General features: G+C 62.2%; 12 protein-coding genes. 6 read left to right on the forward strand and 6 right to left on the reverse strand.

The features are described from left to right. Window position 1 precedes the first annotated feature (1 nt). The 3 genes from pulA to E5K02_RS14565 all read right to left on the reverse strand — a co-directional run bounded on the left by pulA (window position 2) and on the right by E5K02_RS14565 (window position 4,196). The gene (gene pulA / locus E5K02_RS14555) at window positions 2–2,008 is read right to left on the reverse strand and encodes a type I pullulanase (protein ID WP_135395702.1); all 2,007 of its coding nucleotides are present in this window, start codon (window positions 2,006–2,008) and stop codon (window positions 2–4) included. A 402-nt stretch (window positions 2,009–2,410) separates the two neighbouring features. Then, window positions 2,411–3,199: an alpha/beta fold hydrolase gene (locus tag E5K02_RS14560; protein WP_135395704.1), complete on the reverse strand. Its 789-nt coding sequence runs from the start codon at window positions 3,197–3,199 to the stop codon at window positions 2,411–2,413. Between the two features lie 64 nt (window positions 3,200–3,263). Then, a complete protein-coding gene (locus E5K02_RS14565) occupies window positions 3,264–4,196 on the reverse strand; it encodes a hydrogen peroxide-inducible genes activator (protein WP_135395706.1) in 933 nt (310 codons plus the stop codon). Window positions 4,197–4,303: 107 nt separating this feature from the next. Between E5K02_RS14565 and E5K02_RS14570 the strand changes: the two genes are divergently transcribed. From E5K02_RS14570 to E5K02_RS14590, 5 genes are all read left to right on the forward strand, one after another. Beyond that, window positions 4,304–4,981, forward strand: coding sequence for a response regulator transcription factor (locus E5K02_RS14570; RefSeq protein ID WP_135395708.1), 678 nt, complete (start codon window positions 4,304–4,306; stop codon window positions 4,979–4,981). Window positions 4,982–5,261: 280 nt separating this feature from the next. Further along, on the forward strand, window positions 5,262–6,632 hold the full coding sequence (locus E5K02_RS14575; protein ID WP_135395710.1) for a sensor histidine kinase: 1,371 nt from the start codon (window positions 5,262–5,264) through the stop codon (window positions 6,630–6,632). Between the two features lie 90 nt (window positions 6,633–6,722). After that, window positions 6,723–7,010: a hypothetical protein gene (locus tag E5K02_RS14580; RefSeq protein ID WP_135395712.1), complete on the forward strand. Its 288-nt coding sequence runs from the start codon at window positions 6,723–6,725 to the stop codon at window positions 7,008–7,010. A 48-nt stretch (window positions 7,011–7,058) separates the two neighbouring features. Beyond that, a complete protein-coding gene (locus E5K02_RS14585) occupies window positions 7,059–8,006 on the forward strand; it encodes an SdiA-regulated domain-containing protein (protein ID WP_135395714.1) in 948 nt (315 codons plus the stop codon). A gap of 203 nt (window positions 8,007–8,209) precedes the next feature. Beyond that, window positions 8,210–9,721 (forward strand): catalase, encoded by a 1,512-nt coding sequence (locus tag E5K02_RS14590; RefSeq protein WP_135395716.1) that lies wholly within the window; start codon window positions 8,210–8,212, stop codon window positions 9,719–9,721. 373 nt (window positions 9,722–10,094) lie between these two features. Here the strand turns inward: E5K02_RS14590 and E5K02_RS14595 are convergent, their stop codons facing one another. The 3 genes from E5K02_RS14595 to E5K02_RS14605 all read right to left on the reverse strand — a co-directional run bounded on the left by E5K02_RS14595 (window position 10,095) and on the right by E5K02_RS14605 (window position 14,022). Next, window positions 10,095–11,432: a family 1 glycosylhydrolase gene (locus E5K02_RS14595; RefSeq protein WP_135395718.1), complete on the reverse strand. Its 1,338-nt coding sequence runs from the start codon at window positions 11,430–11,432 to the stop codon at window positions 10,095–10,097. 197 nt (window positions 11,433–11,629) lie between these two features. Next, the gene (locus tag E5K02_RS14600) at window positions 11,630–13,306 is read right to left on the reverse strand and encodes a GMC family oxidoreductase (protein ID WP_135395720.1); all 1,677 of its coding nucleotides are present in this window, start codon (window positions 13,304–13,306) and stop codon (window positions 11,630–11,632) included. Window positions 13,307–13,392: 86 nt separating this feature from the next. Further along, complete coding sequence (locus E5K02_RS14605; protein ID WP_240737283.1) at window positions 13,393–14,022, reverse strand: gluconate 2-dehydrogenase subunit 3 family protein; 630 nt, start codon at window positions 14,020–14,022, stop codon at window positions 13,393–13,395. Window positions 14,023–14,294: 272 nt separating this feature from the next. On the opposite strand from E5K02_RS14605, the gene E5K02_RS14610 reads away from it, so the two are divergent. Beyond that, window positions 14,295–18,275, forward strand: coding sequence for a T9SS type A sorting domain-containing protein (locus tag E5K02_RS14610; RefSeq protein ID WP_135395722.1), 3,981 nt, complete (start codon window positions 14,295–14,297; stop codon window positions 18,273–18,275). The last annotated feature ends 29 nt before the right edge of the window (window positions 18,276–18,304 follow it).

Below are 18,304 nucleotides of genomic sequence, written 5' to 3' on the forward strand. Positions count from 1 at the left end.
GTTAGGGCTGCACCAGAATCAGGGCCGTGGAGGCGGGCAGGCTGAGGGGCTTGCCGGCTTCAACCACCTGCTGGCTTAGCCCCTTCTGGTTGATTTCCTGCCCCCGCAGCATGATGGTGTAAGCCCCGGCCGGCACGGGTACTGCGGCCGCCGTGCGGTTGCCGTTGAACAACACGGTAATGGTGCCCCAGTCGTCGCCGCCGGCGTGGCCCTGCAGCTGGTAGCCGATGGTATTGGCCGGCATATCGGGCAGAAAGCGCAGGTGCTTTTCGACCAGCTCCCGCGTGGGGAGCCGGAACGCCGGATGGGTGCGCCGCAGCCCGATCAGCTTGCGGTAGAACTCGAACACGGTTGGGTACTGCGCCTTGCGGGCCCAGTCGAGCTGGTTCACGTTGTCGGGTTGATTATAGGAGTTGTGGGAGCCGCCCTTGGTCCGCAGAAATTCGTCGCCGACGGGCAAGAACGGTACGCCCTGGGAAGTAAAGACGATGGTGTTGCTGAGCACATCCATCCGAATGAGCTCTTCTTCCGAGGCGCCGGGGTTGGCCACCGCGAGCTTGTCCCAGAGCACCCGGTCGTCGTGGCAGGCCACGTAGTTGATGGCCTGGCTCGGCTCCTTGGCCCAGGGCGCCTTCGAGTAGTTTACCTTGGCGTAGTCGAGCTGGGGGTGCTGGGTGGCCCCCACGATGCCAAACTTCACGCTTTCCTCCAGCCCCGGCTGCCCGCTGGCAAAACCCGGCTCATTCTGGCGGGCGTAGTGGCCCTTTACCCCGTCGCGCAGCTCGTCGCTAAAAGCCGCAATGCGGTCCAGCTTGGGCACGTTGGCTTTCACGGCCCGCTCCGTTTCGGGCAGAGGGCTGCCGCCGGCCGTCCAGCCTTCCCCATACACGAAAATGCTGTGGTCAATTTCATCCAGAGCCACGCGCACGGCCCGCATGGTGCGCAAGTCCAGCACGCCCATCAAATCGAAGCGGAAGCCGTCGACGTGGTACTCCCGCGCCCAGTACGCCACCGACTCGACGATGAGCTTGCGCACCATGGTCCGCTCGGAGGCCACCTCGTTGCCGCAGGCCGCCGCGTCGGAGTAGGTGCCGTCGGGCCTCTGGCGGTAGTAGTAGCCGGGCACGAGCTGGTCGAAGGAGCTGCGGGCCGCATCAGCCGTGTGGTTATACACCACGTCGAGCACCAGGCGCAGCTCCTGGCGGTGCAGGGTTTGTACCAGCTGCTTCAGTTCCCGGATGCGGGCGGCGGGGTCGGCGGGGTCGGTGGCGTAGGAGCCCTCGGGCACGGAGTAGTGCAGCGGGTCGTAGCCCCAGTTGTAGCGGTTTTCCGGCAGCTTGCTTTCGTCGACGGAGGCAAAGTCGTTGGTCGGCAGCAGGTGCAGGTGGGTGATGCCCAAGTCCTGCAAGTGCTGCAAGCCCGTGCTGACGCCCTGCGGGCCGGCGGTGCCGGTTTCCGTCAAACCCAGAAACTTACCCTTGTGCTCGATGCCCGACTGCGGGTGCATGCTCAAATCCCGCACGTGGGCTTCCCCGATGACAATGTCGGTGGCCTGCTTAAGCTCCGGGCGCCGGTCGTCGGGCCAGGCGGCGGGGCTGACGGTGGCCGGGTCGAGCAGGGCGCCGCGCAGGCCGTTGAGGCCCACGGCATGCACGTAGGGGTCGGGCACTTCGGCCATCGGCTTGCCCCCGATGGTAGCCTGCACCACGTAGAAGCGCCCCGGCGGCTGGGCCGGCAGCTGGTATACCCAGGTGCCGCCCGTCGACTTTTCCATGGCGTAGGAAGCCACCGGCGCCCCGCCCGTACCCTCGGCGTAGAGCTTGAGTTGTAGGGCCTCGGCCGTCGGCGCCCACACCCGCAGCCGCGCCTGCCCCCGCACAAATGTCAGCCCCAAATCGGAGCCGGTGTAGGTGGGGTAGGCCGCAAAATCAGGAATTTTTGCGCCTTTGGGAACAACAGTACAGGCCGTAGCCACACTTAGGAAACTGAGTAATAACAGGAATTTCATACCCGTAAAGTTGCTCAAAAGCCCAGAGGATTTTCAGCCTTAATGGCTAAGCCTGGGGGAGCCGCTCTTGCTTGCTGCCCCTAGCATCCCGCCGAGCCTGCCAGTCGTCCCTATCAGCTAATAAGGCGTTGCTATACTCCTTTAGGGAATGGCGGGGTGAATTCGGGTATTGTTTTGGTAAATGCTTAGTGTTATAAACATAATTTGTATACCAAAAATAGTAAACATCCTTTTGAAATTGTTTCCACTTGTATACCTTATTACAAGCCATAATACAGTGTTGGTAAACAACTTATTCATCAATTAATAGTCGTTTACCAACTTAGGTATACTAAATATATTAATACCAGGTATTGTTTACCAACATCACTAGTAAATATGTCCGGATACAGCTGGGCAGAGTTACCGGGTAGCAATATCTATTCTATGCTTAGCGACAAAGTCACGCAGCAGGTCGGCCACTTCGGTCGGCGCCTCCAGGGGTGGCAGGTGGCCTACGCCGCCCAGGATTTCCAGGGGTGTAGTTTCGGGCAGGTAGGGCAAGGTTTCCAGGCCATGCACCGAGGGCGACATAATCGGGTCGGCGCTGCCAGTGATAATAAGACAGGGGACTTGCACCAGACACAGACGGGCCGCAATATCCTCGCGGCTGCCGGAGCGCAGCCACGCGTCCCAGGCTAGGTGGGAAGCGCGCAGGTTGTCTTCCATTACCTGCACTTTCACGGCTTCGTCCACCGGGCGCACCAAGATTCGGGCCGCCGTGGCCGCAGCGGCGGCTGGGCGGCCAAAGGCTTTCAGGGAAGCCGTACGCTCTTCATCGGTCATGGGCTCGATAGTGGGCGGCGAGGGCGCAACGAGCACCAGCCCGCGCAAACCGGCCGGCTGCTCGGCCGCCGCCCACATGGCCATTTTGGCGCTCATGGAATGGCCGACCAGCACGTAGTTCGTTAGGCCCTGGCTTTCGATGAAGGCCAGAATATCGGCGGCGTAGTCTTCCACGGCGTAGCCGCTGGCCGGGGCCGGCGCCTGCCCAAACCCGCGCAGGTCGGGTGCCAGGCAGTGAAAGTCGGGCGCCAACTCGGCCATGACCGGCTCCCACTCCCGGCCGCTGCCGGCCCAGTAGTGCAGCAAAACAAAGGTGAGCGGCCCGGTGCCGGCTTCCAGGGCGGGTAAAGGAATGGGTTGGGGCATGAGGCAGGACAGTTGCGTTTCCTTCACGTACGGAAACGCCCCGCCTTTGGGGCAAGCTCAACCGTTACTTCCACCGAATCTTTTGGCCGGCCTGGCCTACCTGTAGCCGCGCCGGCAGCTTGGCCAGGATAACGTCGCGCAGCGTAGCCAGCAGCGGCAGCCGCACGAAGCCGTGGTGCACCACCAAGCTAACTTCCCGCACCGGCTCGGGGGCGGCAAAGCGTTTTATGCGGGGGTTATGGCCCACTTCCTCCAGCACCGACAGCTCCGGCACCAGGGTGTAGCCGTTGGTGCGGGCCACCAGCTGCTTCAGCGTTTCGATGGAGCCGCTTTCGTAGGTGTAGGGGCGCGGGGTAGCCGGGGCGGGCGGGTTGCAGAGGTTGAGCACCTGGTGGCGGAAGCAGTGCCCCTGCTGCAACAGCCACAGGCCGTCGGCGTCGAGGTCGGTGGGCTCCAGCAGGTCTTTGGCGTAGAGCGGGTGCCCTTCGGCCACGTAGCCCAGAAACGGCTCTTCCAGCACCGGAATTTCGCGCAAAGCCCGGTCGTCGAGGGGCGTCACGAGCAGGCCCACGTCGAGGGTGTGGCCCTTGAGCCGCTCCATAATCTGGGCCGACTGCAGCTCTTCCACGTGCAGGTGCAGGCCAGGGTAACGCTCGGCCACTTCTACCAGAAACAGCGGTACTAAGTAGGGCGCTAGGGTGGGAATGACGCCCAGCCGCAGCTCGCCCACTAGGTCGCCTTTCTCGAGTTGCACTACTTCCTGGAGCTGCTGCACCTCGCGCAGTACTTGCCGGGCCTGCTGCACCACTTTAGCCCCCACCGCCGTGGGCCGCACGCCCTTGCTGGTTCGGTCGAAAAGCAGCACGCCCAGCTCCTCTTCCAGCTTCTGGAGCTGCATGCTCAGGGTGGGCTGGGTTACGAAGCACTTCTCGGCAGCCAGCACAAATTGCCGGTGCGTATCCAGGGCCACAAGGTATTCCAGCTGCTGTACGGTCATGGCGCAAATATAACCGGCGGTTATAGTGGTGTTGCAGTCAATTGATTTACGCTATACAACAACCTGCCACCCCAACCGTAGTTCCAGAAATACCGCACCCGTGCCGCATGAAATTACTACTGGTCGAGGATGAGCCCAAGCTGGCTTCATTCATTCAGAAGGGCTTCCAAAACGAAGGCTACGAGCTGGATGTGGCCTACGATGGGCAGATGGGCCTCTCGCTGTTCCGCCAAAACAGCTATGACCTGATTGTGCTCGACGTGAATCTGCCCCACATCAACGGCTTCGCGCTTTGCCAGCTTATCCGGGCCGACAACGCCCGCGTGCCGGTACTGATGCTCACGGCCCTCGACAGCCTCGAAGACAAAACCCAGGGCTTCGAGGCCGGGGCCGACGATTACCTGGTCAAGCCCTTTAAGTTTCAGGAGCTGCTGCTGCGGGCCCGGGCCCTGACCAAGCGCAACGCCGACGCCTCGGCCGTGAAACGCACCCTGCGCATGGCCGACCTGGAGCTCAACCTGGAAAGCAAAACCGTGACCCGCGCCGGGCAGCGCATCGACCTGACGGCCAAGGAATACGCTTTGCTGGAACACCTGCTGCTGCACCGGGGCAAAATCGTTTCCCGCGTCGACATCACCGAGAAAGTCTGGGAGCTGGATTTCGACACCAATACCAACGTCATCGACGTCTACATCAGCCACCTGCGCCGCAAGCTCGACAAAGGCCACGAGCCCAAGCTCATCCACACCGTGGTGGGCATGGGCTACGTGATGCGGGAGGAATAAGCAGTTAATGTGCTGATGCGGGGGAATGTGCGGAATGTGGATAATGCGTCATGGCGAGCAGCGCGAAGCAATCCGTCCTCAGCGAAGGTAGTCATACTTTTTTCCCAGAAAGCCCTGATATCAGCTATAGAAAGGGCTTGTCAAAATAGAAACTCGGCACCTTTCAGAGGACGGATTGCCACGGCTGCGCCTCGCAAGGACACCTTCTCCCCATTTCCCATACTGCTCACAGTAGTTATTAGCCCCTAAGCACATTCCACCCCATTAGTACCACCTCCTCATGCTGATTCGCAACAAGCTTATTCTGCGGTTTATGGTGCTGGTGTTTGCCATTCAGCTGTGCCTGACGGGGTTCATCTATTACTACAGTGCCCGGGCGCGGGAGTTGCGCTTCTACCACCGCCTGGAGGGCAAGGCCGAGCAGACGGCCAACCTGCTGATTCGTCGCCTCAGTCTGGACGCCGAGGTGCTGCGCAGCTTCCGCAAGAAGGACCTGCTGACTATGCACAATGAGCGGATCAGCATCTACGATGCCCAGCGCCGCCTGGTGTTTCACCTGGCCCAGGAAGACGAACCGGCCCCGGCCCGCGACGCGGAGTATTTCACCAAGATTACCCGCAAAAAGCCGGCTCGGTTCCGGGAGGGTAAGGTCGAAACCCTGGGTATTGTGTACCGGCATAAGAAGCGGGAATACCTGGTGTTTGTGGCCGGGCGCGACCAGTTCGGGGGCCGGGAATTTGATACGCTGACCTCGATTCTGCTCTGGGGTAACCTCGGGGCGCTGGTGCTCATCATCGGGGCGGCCTGGCTGTTTGCCGACCGGTCTCTGCGGCCCTTGCAGCGCATGGTGGCCGAGGTGAAGGGCATCACGGCCTCCAACCTGAAGCGGCGGGTAGACGAGGGCAACCGGCAAGACGAAATTGCCCAGCTGGCCATGACGTTCAACCAGATGCTCAACGGGTTGGAGCAGGCTTTCGAAAACCAGAAAAGCTTCGTAGCCCACGCCTCCCACGAACTGCGCACCCCGCTGGCCAACGTGCTGGGCACCCTCGAAACGGCTTCGGCCTACGACACCGAGCTGCCCGCCGCCAAACGCAGCATCGACTCGGCGGTAGAGGAAATCCAGAAAGTCATTGACCTGACCAACGGACTGCTGGCCCTGGCCAAAGCCGACGACACCTCCTTTGCCCGCGCGCCCGTGTCGTTCGACGAGGTGGTGCTGCAGGCCGTCGAAACCGCCAAGCTGCGCTACCCCGGCCGCAGCATTCAAGTCGATTTCGGCACCTGGCCCGAGTCGGTGGAAGAGGTATTCGGGATGCGCGGCAATGCCCAGCTGTTGCAAACGGCCGTGCTGAACCTGCTCGACAACGCCTGCAAATATTCTGACCAGGCCGTGCGCGTACAGCTCGGCTACGAGTCGCGCCGCACACTGCGGCTTACCGTGGCCGATACCGGCCCGGGCCTGCCGCCCGAGGAAGCCGCCCGGGTGCTAGAGCCGCTCTTCCGGGGCCGCAACGGGCACGATAAGCCCGGCTACGGCCTGGGTCTGGCCATTACCCAGAAGATTATTCAGGTCCACGCCGGCCGGCTACTGCTCGACTCCCGCTCCGGGCAGGGCACCACGGTTACGGTGCTACTGCCGGCCGCGTAAGCGCCCGGGCGTTCAGGTTATTTTAATGTGGTAGTCAGACCACGTTAATGTCGGGGCCGGTGCTTTGCAGAGAACCTACGCAAACACCCCATGAAACCCACCACGCATGCTTCTCCCCCAGTGCTGGCCTGGCTGGCCGTGCTGCTGCTCTCTTTTGGCCTCAACGTGTACCTGCTGCTGGTCCCTAACCCGGTCCAGCCAGTCCCGGCCGCCGCAGCGCGGCTCGTCAGCAACCCGGCCGCCGACGATGACGATACCAACGAGGAAGACGATGCTTCCTGGGTGGCGCTCAGCGAAGAGCTGCGCCAGGCCCGCCGCCAACTGGCCGAATGCCAAGGCCGTACCCCGGCGCCGACCCACCGTATTGTCAGCCAATAAACTCTCCACCCGTCCGATTTTCCGCTCCCTGTTCTTACCTGTTTTCCTATGAAAAACCTGCTTTTTGCTTTGCTCACCCTGTCGGCCGCGTGCAGCTCCCCCGCGGCTAAGTCAAGTGAATATGTCGCCGCCGAAGCTACGCTACCCGTGCGGAACGTAAACCAGCGCACGGCTCAGCCCGCCGTTCGGGCTACGATGAGCTATGATTTTACTCGTCCGGCGGCTACCTACGCCATGCCCTCGGAGCTAGCCGAGCTGTCGGGCATTGCCCTGGCCGGTACCACCCACATTACCGGCATCGAAGACGAAACCGGCAACCTCTACGAGTACAACCTCCACACCAAGAAAGTCGACCGGGTGATTCCCTTCGCCGGCAGCGGCGACTACGAAGACGTGGCCCGCGTGGGCTCCGACTGGTTCATTATGCGCAGCGACGGAAAGCTGTTTCGCTACTCCAACGGCAAAACCGAGGAATTCGAAACCGGCCTGAGCTTCGCCAACGAAACCGAAGGCCTGACCTACGACGCCGCCTCCAAAACCCTGCTGGTGGCCTGCAAAGCCGAGCCCGGCGCCGGCCTCTCCTACGGGCAGCGCGCCATTTACCGCCTGCAGCCCGGCACCTTCAAGGCCGAAGCTAAGCCCGCGTATATACTTGACATAGAATCTATTCGCAACGCCAGCCCGGCCCCCGAGGCTGGTTCCCAGAAGTCGGGTAAGAAGGGCAAAAAGAAAGATTCCGGCCGGGCCTTTTCACCCTCAGCCGTGGCCGTACACCCCGTTACCGGGCACGTATTCGTATTATCGGCCAAACAAAACGGCATCGTGGAGCTCGATACGAATGGGCAACTGCTGGCCGCCCAGCCCCTACCCGACGACCTGTTTCCCCAGGCGGAAGGCATGACTTTTACTGCCAGCGGCGACCTGTACGTGGCCACCGAGGCCGGGAAAGGTTCGGGAGAAGCTATGATTCACTTGTTTCGGGCACAAGCCCGGTAAACCAACTTACCTTACTCACTATCAGCCCCGAGCGGGTCTGCTGCAGCAGGCTAGCCCGGGGCTTTCCGGTTTTAACATCAACAAAAACTATACAAGTATCAAAATTATCAATTTTCATTATAGGCAAGTAAGCTCAACCTTTGCTCCGCGCCGGTTCAGTTGGGCGCAGTCGACCTCCAACCTTTTTCTGCATTTCTTTTCCAATGGAAGAATCCACTCAACCCAAGAAGCTGACCACGGCGGCGGGCCGCCCGATTTTCGACAACCAGAACTCGGTGTCGGCCGGGGCCCGGGGCCCGCTGCTGCTGCAAGACTACTTCCTGCACGAAAAGCTGGCCCACTTCAACCGGGAGCGGATTCCGGAGCGCGTAGTGCACGCCAAGGGCTCGGGGGCCTACGGTACCTTCACCGTAACCCACGATATCACCCACCTGACCCGGGCCAAGCTCTTCAGCAAAATTGGGAATGAGTGCCGCATGTTTGCCCGTTTCAGCACTGTGGGCGGCGAAAAAGGCTCGGCCGATACGGAGCGCGACCCGCGCGGCTTCGCCCTGAAGTTCTACACCGAAGACGGCAACTGGGACCTGGTGGGCAATAACACGCCGGTGTTCTTCGTGAAAGACCCGGTGAAGTTCCCCGACTTTATCCACACCCAGAAGCGCGAGGCCCGGAGCAACCTAAAGTCGCCGACGATGATGTGGGACTTCTGGAGCCTGAACCCCGAAAGCCTGCACCAGGTCACGATTCTGATGTCGGACCGGGGCACGCCCTATGGCTACCGCCATATGCACGGCTACGGCTCCCACACCTTCTCGCTGATCAACGCCAACAACGAGCGGACCTGGGTGAAATTCCACTTCCGCACCGAGCAGGGCGTGAAGAACTTCACCAGCGACGACTCGGCCCAGATGAAGGCCCAGGACGCCGACTTCGCCCAGCACGACCTGGTCACGGCCATCGACAACGGCAACTTCCCCCGCTGGAAGCTGTTCATCCAGACCATGACCCCGGAGCAGGCCCGCACCTTCCGCTGGAACCCCTTCGATTTGACCAAGGTGTGGCCCCAGGGCGAATTCCCGCTCCAGGAAGTGGGTGTGATGGAGCTCAACGAAGTGCCCGTCAACTACCACGCCCACGTCGAGCAGGCCGCCTTTGCCCCGGCCCACGTGGTGGACGGCATCGGCTACTCGCCCGATAAAATGCTGCAGGGCCGCCTCTTGGGCTACCCCGACGCGCAGCGCTACCGCCTGGGGGCCAACTACGAGCACCTGCCCGTGAATGCCTGCCCCTACGGCTTCAGCAACTACCAGCGCGACGGCCAGATGGCCCTCGGCGACAACGGCGGCCCCGGCCCCAACTACTTCCCTAACTCCTTCGACGGCCCGGTGGAAGACAAAACGGTAGGCGAACCCGCCCAGGAGCTCGACGGCCTCTACGCCGACCGCTTCGACCGCAACGAAGGCCCCGGCGACAACGACCACTACACCCAGCCCGGCAACCTGTTCCGCCTGCTCGACGCCCAGGCCCAGCAGAACCTCATCACCAACATCGTAGGCTCGATGAGCGGCATCACCGGCCCCAAGAAGGACCTCATCGTGCAGCGCCAGCTGTGCCACTGGTTCCGCGCCGACATCCGCCTGGGCATGGCCATTGCCAAAGGCCTGGGGGTGGATGTGGAGATGCCTACGCAACATGTAGCCGCCGCTACGGTTTAGCTTAGCAAGTACCTGACCTACCTTTTTCTGCACCAAACAGCCGGCTTCCGTGAGGAGGCCGGCTGTTTTGGTTTTGGCCAAGCCTTTTTAGCCTATCCTTACGAGCGAAGTGCGGCCACTCGTACTCTACGCGAGTATTCCCGCCCTATTACCGGAAAGCATTTGATTGTTCTTCAATGAAGAGACGCATACTTGCGTCTCTTCATTGAAGAACAAAAATCATCGTAACTGCGCGGACGACCAGACGCTGCAGCAGGCAACAAAAAGCCCTTTCCTGCTGCTAGGGGAAAGGGCTTTCTAGGTAAGGGGCGTGACTACCTTCGCAGAGGACGGAGGGCTTCGGCTGCGCCTCGCAAGGACACGTTTTTCAGGCCTACACCTCCACTTTCAGCGTGGCGGGCTGCTTGGTGACCTGGAACATCTCGCCGTGGGGCACGATGGTAATCTGGCCGTACTCCTGCAGCAGCTGGCGGTAGGCGTCGGAGACTTTGCGCGGGTTTCGGTCGAGGTCGAACAGGCCGCAGGCGTTGACTTTGCCCACTTTCTGAGCCAAGCCGATGTCCCAGTCGACCTGGTCGATGAGGGAATACCAGGTGAAGCCCAGCACCGGAATGCCCTCTTCCCGCATGCGCAGGATGTTGACCCACTGCTTCCAGAGCCAGGTGGGCGCGTCGTGGGCGTCGAAGACGTTGGTTTCGGTGTGCATCACCGGCTTGCGGTAGCGCAGGTAGTACTCGTGGGTGATGTTGTACCAGCCCAGCACGTCCATGCTGGTGCATTCCTCACCGCTGGGCAAGATGATTCGCTCGTTGCGGCCGTAGTAGTCGTTGCCCATTACCTGGTAGCCCGGGGGCTCACCGGCCATAAACCAGTCGTACTCCTCCCGGGTCATGCCGTTGTCGTAGAGGTAGTTGAGCACGTCGGCGTCGGGATGGTGGGCGTAGAGCAGGTCGAGGGCCAGGAAGCGCAGCTTGTTTTCCAGCTTGATGCGGGCACAGGGGTTGGCCCGCAGCTCGTGGATGTACTCGGCCGACTCGCTTTGGACGATGATGCAGTCGGGCCGGACCTGAGCAATCTGCTGGTTGGCCATGATGCTGGCCGCCACCAGGTGCTTGATAGCCGTCACGAAGCCCTTATCCGACGTAAGCTGCTCGTTCCAGATGCCGTCTTTGGCGCTCATGCGGGCCGTCACAAAAATCTCGTTGACGGGTGTGTAGTAGCGCACCCAGGGGTAGCGTCGGGCCACGGCCTCGGCATATTCGGCGAAGTACACCGGCAGCTCGGGGTTCTGGAAGTTGCCCAGCCAGTCGGGCACCCCGAAGTGGAGCAAATCCAGAATCGGGGTGATGCCCAGGCGCTGGATTTCGGCCATAGCCTGATCGGCAAACTCCCAGTCGTACTGCCCCGGCCCCTTATGGATGCTGTAATACGGCAAGCCATAGCGCAACACCTTCAGACCCATGTCTTTCACCAAGGCCAAATCTTCTTTCCACCGGTCGTAGTGGCCGCACTCGGCCAGCAGGTCGCGGCGGGTTTTGCCGTGGTCGATAGTAGGATACGAGCACTCGATGCCGGTGGCAAACATGAAGTTGCCGGGTTCCCCGGTGGGCAGGCCGCTGCCGTCGCGCCCCCCGGCCCCGCCGAATTCGTCACCGGCGTAGTTGCCTTCCCCAAACCGGGCTTTGATATGCTTCAGAAAGTCTTTGGCCATAGGTTTCTGGTAGAACGTAGCTCCCCTCCTTAGATAAGGAGGGGCTGGGGGTGGTTGACCACGTTGTTTAGTTTGATAATCAATAAAATCAGGCGGTTGTTTTAGGCAGACGCAGATCGTGCTGCTAAACAACGACTGAACCACCCCGCCCTTCGGGCACCCCTCCTTGAAAAGGAGGGGAATTGATGTTCTATTGCCTACTTCTGATTCTCCAGGAATTTATCGGCGGTGCGCAGGGCCAGGGCCATGATGGTCAGGGCGGGGTTGACGCTCAGGGCGCTGGGAAACACCGAGTTGTCGCAGATGTAGAGGTTGGGCACGTCGAAGGCCTTGCCGTTGGCATCCACCACCGCGTCGTCGCCCGAGAGGCCCATGCGGGCCGTGCCGATAACGTGGGCCGAGCGGGGAAACGCCCAGATGTCGGTGGCGCCGGCCGCTTCCCAGATCTGGCGCATCAGCTTTTCGGCGTGGGCGTTCATCCGGATTTCGTTTTCGTGGTTGGTGAAGTGCAGCCGGGGCTTGGGCAGGCCGCGGGCGTCTTTTTCCTCGGCCAGCTCCAGGAAGTTGTCAACGTGGGGCAGACAGTCGCCCAGGATGTTGATGCCGGCAATGTGGTTGTACTGCTGCATGTACTGGCGCAGCGCCTCCCCCCAGAGCTTCCGGCCCCGGGCCACCTGCCCGGCAAAGGTGACGGGCATAATGCCAATGCTTTGCAGCAAATAGCCGCCGGCAAAATCGGCATCCTTGGGCCGGAAGGTATCCTGGGAAATCAGGGAGCCCGGAATGCCCTTAAACGGCCGCACTTCCTCGGCAAACGTGCCGAAGACCTGCACGCCCGGGTGGGCCATGAAGTTGCGGCCCACGTGCCCGCTGCTCAGGGCCAACTCGTTGAGCAAGAGCAGCCGCGGAGTTTCCACAGCGCCGGCACACAAGAATAAGTGGCGGCAGCGCAGGCGCTGCTCCTCCCCGTTTTGCTGGTAAATAACGCCGGTGACTTTGCCCGTCTCGTCCCGCTCGATTTCGGTGACGTACGAGTTGGGCCGGATGTCGGCGCCGTGGGCGGCGGCCAGGGGCAGGAAGGTCACGTCCATGCTGGCCTTGGCCCCGGTGCTGCAGCCGGCCTGGCAGAAGCCGCGGTTGGTGCAGGCCTCGCGCCAGCCCACGCCCTCCTGGTAGTAGCGCGCCGACAGGGCCGCATTAGCCGCGGGGGAAGTCTTGATGCCCAGCACCTCGCAGCCCCGCTGCATGAGCTGGGCGGCGCCGTTCAGCGGCAGCGGGGCCAGCGGGTAGCCCTTGCGGCGGGCCGGCCCCCACGGATACGGTGTGGGGCCCGAAATACCCAGAAACTGCTCCAGCTCCTCAAAATAGGGTTCCAGCTCCTCGTAGCCGAAGGGCCAGTCCTGGCCCACGCCGAAGTCGCGGTGCAGGTGCAGGTCTTCGGGCTGGGGGCGGGGGGTGTAGGCCGTGTAGTGCAGCGTGGAGCCCCCGACGCCGGTGCCGGAGTTGTTTTTACCGAATGCCACCGGGTCGTGACCGGCCGAGAGCCGCTCGTCGTTCCAGAACAGGAATTCCTGGGCTTTTTCGTCGGTAGCGAAATCCTTCTTGGGGTCGTGCCAGGGGCCGGCCTCCAGGGCCACCACTTTCAGGCCGGCCATAGCCAGGCGGGCCAGCAGCGGCGCGCCCCCGGCTCCGGTCCCGATGACGATGCAGTCTACGGTTTCGGCGGGCAGTGGAATTTCCAGCGGGGCGGGCTCGGGCACGATGGGTGTTTTGGGCGCGGCGCTGTCCGCCAGCAGGCTTTGCAACAGCGGATCCTGAATTTCCGGCTTCACGGGGTTCAGCACACCTTCTTCCAGGGTTTCTTCGTCGGGCATAGCGGTGAAATAGTGAGATGGTGAACTGGTGAGCTTGATGTTCTGAAAGAGCGGTCCTGCGCAGTATGCGCAGTTCAGACGACCACTCACCAGTTCACCATCTCACCTTCCTCCGGTTCCCGGTCTTCTTTTTCGTTGAGGGTAATCTTGGTCCAGCCGGGCACGTCGGCCAGGCCCACGTAGCCGATTTCTTCCTGGGCCAGGGGGTGGGCGTAGTAGTTCTCGGTCAGTTCGGCCAGCAGCTCCTCGAAGAAGCGGTTGGCCGACAGCGTATCCCAGATGGGGCCCGGCGCGGTTTCGTTCTGCACGGCTCGCAGCACGGCATCCTGCTGGGCGCCGGTCAGCAGTTCGAAGTATTGCCCAAACATGACCCGGGCACTTTCCCGAATACCGCCCAGCCCCAGCCGGTAGGTTTCCCGGTCGGGGGGCAGCACGTCGTAGCGCCAGCCGTCGGAGCCCCCGGTGAACAGGCGCTGGTCGATGCTCGGAGCCAGCTCGATGGGCGCTTCCCGGTCGGGCTGCGGAAACAGGCGGGCCGCTACCATGCGCAAGAGCTCATAGGTAGCCGCGTCAAAATATTGCGGCTCGTACTCGGGCGCCCCGAGGCGGGCCAGCAGGGCCGTGCGCGTGGCTTCGGTCACCAGGTCGGTAGCCAACAGGGCCCGCACGGTGCCCGCCGGGTAAGGAGAAGAAGCCATATCGGAAAGGGATGCCATAGAATATACGTTACTGACGAGCTAAGCGCCCGGAAGGTTATTGCCGTCGAGCTTTGTTCGGGATGAGTAACCAGCTCAGCGCGATTTTGTGCGACGGATCCTCAAAATAATCAACAGCTTATGCAGGATCTTTACTCTGCAAGCCGGCCTGAGCAGGGCTATAAGAATCGCAGAGCAGGGCTTATTTCTATATAGCAAAAGCCCCACAGTAAGCCAGGTTTTGTCTACCTTGAACAGGATTTACTACCACTCATTGCCCCTTCCTATTGCGTATGAAGCATCTTCTTTACTCACTGCTGGCCCTAGGGCTGGCTCACCCGGCGGCCGCCCAGCTCAGCGGCATCAAAACGATTGACCCGGCCGGTACCGGAACCAACAACTACCCCAGCTTTAGCGCCGCTATTACGGCCCTCAACGCCGGGGGCGTGGGCGCCGACGGCGTGCTGTTTCAGGTAAAAAGCGGGGCCGTGTTTGCCGAAATCCCCCCGGCTATTACGGTGAGCGGCACGGCCACGGGCCGCATTATCTTTCTTAAAGAAGGCCCCGGGGCCAACCCCAAGCTGCAGGGCGCAGGCACGGGCGCTACCGACGCGGGCCTCACCCTCGACGGGGCCGACTTCGTAACCATCAACGGTATCGACGTGGTGGATGCGGCCAGCAATACCACAGCGGCCCAGCAGCTGGAATTTGGCTTTTGGCTGAAAGGTGGCGCCACCAACAACCTGGTGCTGAACAGCACCGTGGACCTGAACCGGGCCAACACGACCAAAACCTCCGGGGTGTTTGTGCAGGACGGCAACAACAACGGCAACCGCTTCCTGTCGAACACCATCCAGGACTGCTTCTACGGCTACAACCTCGACGCGGGTGGCACCAACTACGACAACGGCAACGAAATCGGGGCCCTGGCCGGCGGGGCCGCCAGCCGGGTATTGACCATTGGAGCCGGACCGGCCAACGTGCCCACGGGCATCGTCTACGGCATCTACCTGCGCAGTCAGACGGCGGCCAAGGTGGCATCCACGGAGGTGGCGGGCCTGACGGGTACCAGCGCGGTGTACGGCATCTACTCGACGGGCACCAGCAACAGCGCCGACATCTTCGACAACCGCGTGCACGCCATGACGGCCACCAACAGCACGGGTGCCTCGCAGGGCATTTTTGTGAATAGCGGCACGGTGCACAGCATTTACAATAACTACACCTACGATATTGCGGCTACCGGCACCTCGGGCTTTGCCTCGGGCATGGACATTACGGCCGGCACCACCAACTACGTTTACAACAACTTCGTCTACGACATCCGGGCCCTGGCCAGCACGGCCGGCACCTCGGTACGCGCCCTGAGCTTTCGGGGTGGCACGACCAACTATTGCTACCACAACACCGTGGTGCTGACGGGCACCCCGACGGCTGCAACCAACAAGAGCGGCGCCTTCTACATTTCGGGCTCCCCGGGCGTTGATCTGCGCAACAACATCTTTGTCAACCTGCTAACCCTGCCCAGCGGCGGGGGCGGCGTGGCCGCGGCTTTTTTCAAGAGCACTGCCGTGCTGAGCAATCTGGCGGCGGCTTCTAACAACAACCTGTTCTACGCCGGCACGCCCTCGGCCGAGAAACCGATTTTCTACGGCGTAGCCACCACCCCGGCCGTCGACCAGACCCTGGCCCAGTACAAGCAGCGCGCCGCCCCGGCCGACCAAAGCGCCGTGACGGAAAATGTGCCGTTTGTGAACCCGCTGACCGACCCCCACCTGCAGCCCGGCGTGGCTACCCAGGTTGAAAGCGCCGGCCTGAGCCTGGTTGGCTCGCCCCTGCCCGTGCCGACCGATATCGACGGCAACCCGCGCACCGTGACGTCGCCCGACCTGGGTGCCGACGAAGGCGCCTTCCAGGTAGTGGATGTTTCGGGCCCAAGCATTGCCTACCAGCCCTTGCCCAGCATGGCCAACTCCGGCAACCGCACCCTGGCTAATGTCGTCATAACCGACCCCAGCGGCGTAGCCACCGGCGCGACTGGTCCCCGCCTGTACTACAAAAAGAAAACCGACGCCAACGTTTTCACGGCTTCGAATGATGCTACCGGCAACGGCTGGAAGTGGGTAGCGGGCAGCTCCAGCACCGCCACCCGCTACGACTTCACCCTGGATGTTAGCAAGCTGCGCTCCGCTCCGGCGGCCGGCGACTCCATCCAGTATTTTGTAACGGCCCAGGACCTGGTGGCCACACCCAACGTGAGTGCGACGCCCAGCCCCGGCTTTGCTGCTACTTCGGTAGCCAACATCAGCAGCGCCCCCACCAAGCCGAATGCCTACCGCGTGCTGGGCTTGCTGAGCGGCCTCAAAACGGTAGGTACCGCCACCACCGCCGACTACACCACTTTGACGGCTGCCGTAGCCGACCTGAACGGCAGTGAGTTGGGCGGCCCGCTGACGCTGGTGCTGCAGGATGCTACGTATCCGAATGAAACCTACCCCATTACGCTAAACCCCAACATCGGCTCCAGCACCACGAACACCGTTACTATTCGGCCGGCCCTCACCCAAAATGTGACCCTGACGGCACCGGCTACCGCTACCAGCCCACTGCTCATCGTGGATGCCGACAACGTAACCATCGAAAATGCCACGGGCAGCTTTGCCCTAGTTAATAATGGCACGGCCAGCAGCAGCGGGGGCCTTTTCGTAACCGGCGACAATGTGACGTTGCGCAACCTGGGCATTCTGGGCGGCAGCGCGACTTCGGCTTATGGCGTGGCCTTCAGCGGGGCCGCCAACGGCGTCGTGCGGGGCTGCACCATTGCCCGTACCGCCACCGGTATTCAGGTGCAGACCAACAGCACCAATTTCACGGCGGCCAACAACACCATCGGCGGCACGGGCACCGAGGCCGTGGGAGCCAACGGCATTGTGGTGCAGGCTACCCAGGGCTTTGTTATTAACAACAACACCATTGCCGGCATCACGCGGGCCAGCAGCCCCTCGCTGGCCGGCATCATCGTCAGCACAACGTCCTCCGACGGCGTGATTGCGGCCAACCAGATCCGCAATATCGTGCACACCGGCACGGGCACCAGCAGCAGCTTCGGCGCCTACGGTATCCGGCTATCGGCCACCGGGGCCAATGCCAACGTGGCGGTGGTCAACAACATGATTTCGGACCTGATGAGCTCCGGCGACAACGGCGTGCAGTTTGTGCCCCAGGGCATCTACCTGACCTCGGGGGGCGGCTACCGGCTGGGCTACAACTCCATTCGCCTCACGGGCAATATTGCCGAGGGCGCCACGCCTATTTCCGCGGCCGTACAGGTAGCCAGCGGAGTAACCGACGTGTCGTTGGTCAACAACATTCTGGTGAATCAGCAGACCACCACGGCCACCGGGGGCAAGGCCTACGCCCTCTACGCGGCGGGCTCGGCTTCGCCCTTCACCCTGATTAACAACAACGCCTACTCGGCCCAGGGCAACCGGGCCCGGTTGGCCTACCTCAACGGCGCCGAGCAGACGACCCTGGCTGCCTTGCGCACGGCTACCGCCCAGGACGCCAACAGCCTGATAACCAACCCCGTATTCAGCCTCACCCTGACCGGCGACCTGCGGCCCGTGGCCAACGCCAACTGCAACCTCGACGGCAAGGCCCGGCCCGTAGCGGGGGTTACGACCGATATTGCCGGCAACCCACGCAATGCCACGACGCCCGACATTGGCGCCTACGAGTTTACAGCCGCGGCCCGCACGGCTCCAGTTGCTTCCAACAAGTCGGGTATTCAGGGCCAGGCCATTCCCGACCTGACCGCCACGGTGGCCCCGTTTGGGGTAGCCGTGTGGTACAGCGACGCTGCCCTGACCCAGCGCCTGTTTGCCGGCGCCAGCTTCGCCACGGGCCGCACTGCTCAAGGCACTTACACGTACTACGTGGTCGATTCGCTGAATGCCTGCGTGAGCCCCGCCACCGCGGTGCGCCTGACGATTCTGGGTCCCGACGCGACGGTGTCGGCCCTGCGCGACCTGCGCCTGGCCTGCTACCCCAACCCAGCCCACGGCAGCCTGACGCTGCAGGTGGAGGGCCCGGCCCGGACCATTTCAGCCGACTTGCTCGACGCCCTGGGCCGCCCGGTGCTGCACCTGCAAGTGCGCCACGACGCCCCCCTGACCCAGCACCCGGTTGATCTGCAGGGCTTGGCTAAAGGCATTTATCTGCTCCGACTCACAACCGAGGGCCAGACAACGGGCCGCCGGATTGTGGTAGAATAACCCGGCTTGTTTTCACGAAAAAGGCGCTT

It is taken from the genome of Hymenobacter metallicola, assembly GCF_004745645.1.
GTDB lineage: Bacteria > Bacteroidota > Bacteroidia > Cytophagales > Hymenobacteraceae > Hymenobacter > Hymenobacter metallicola.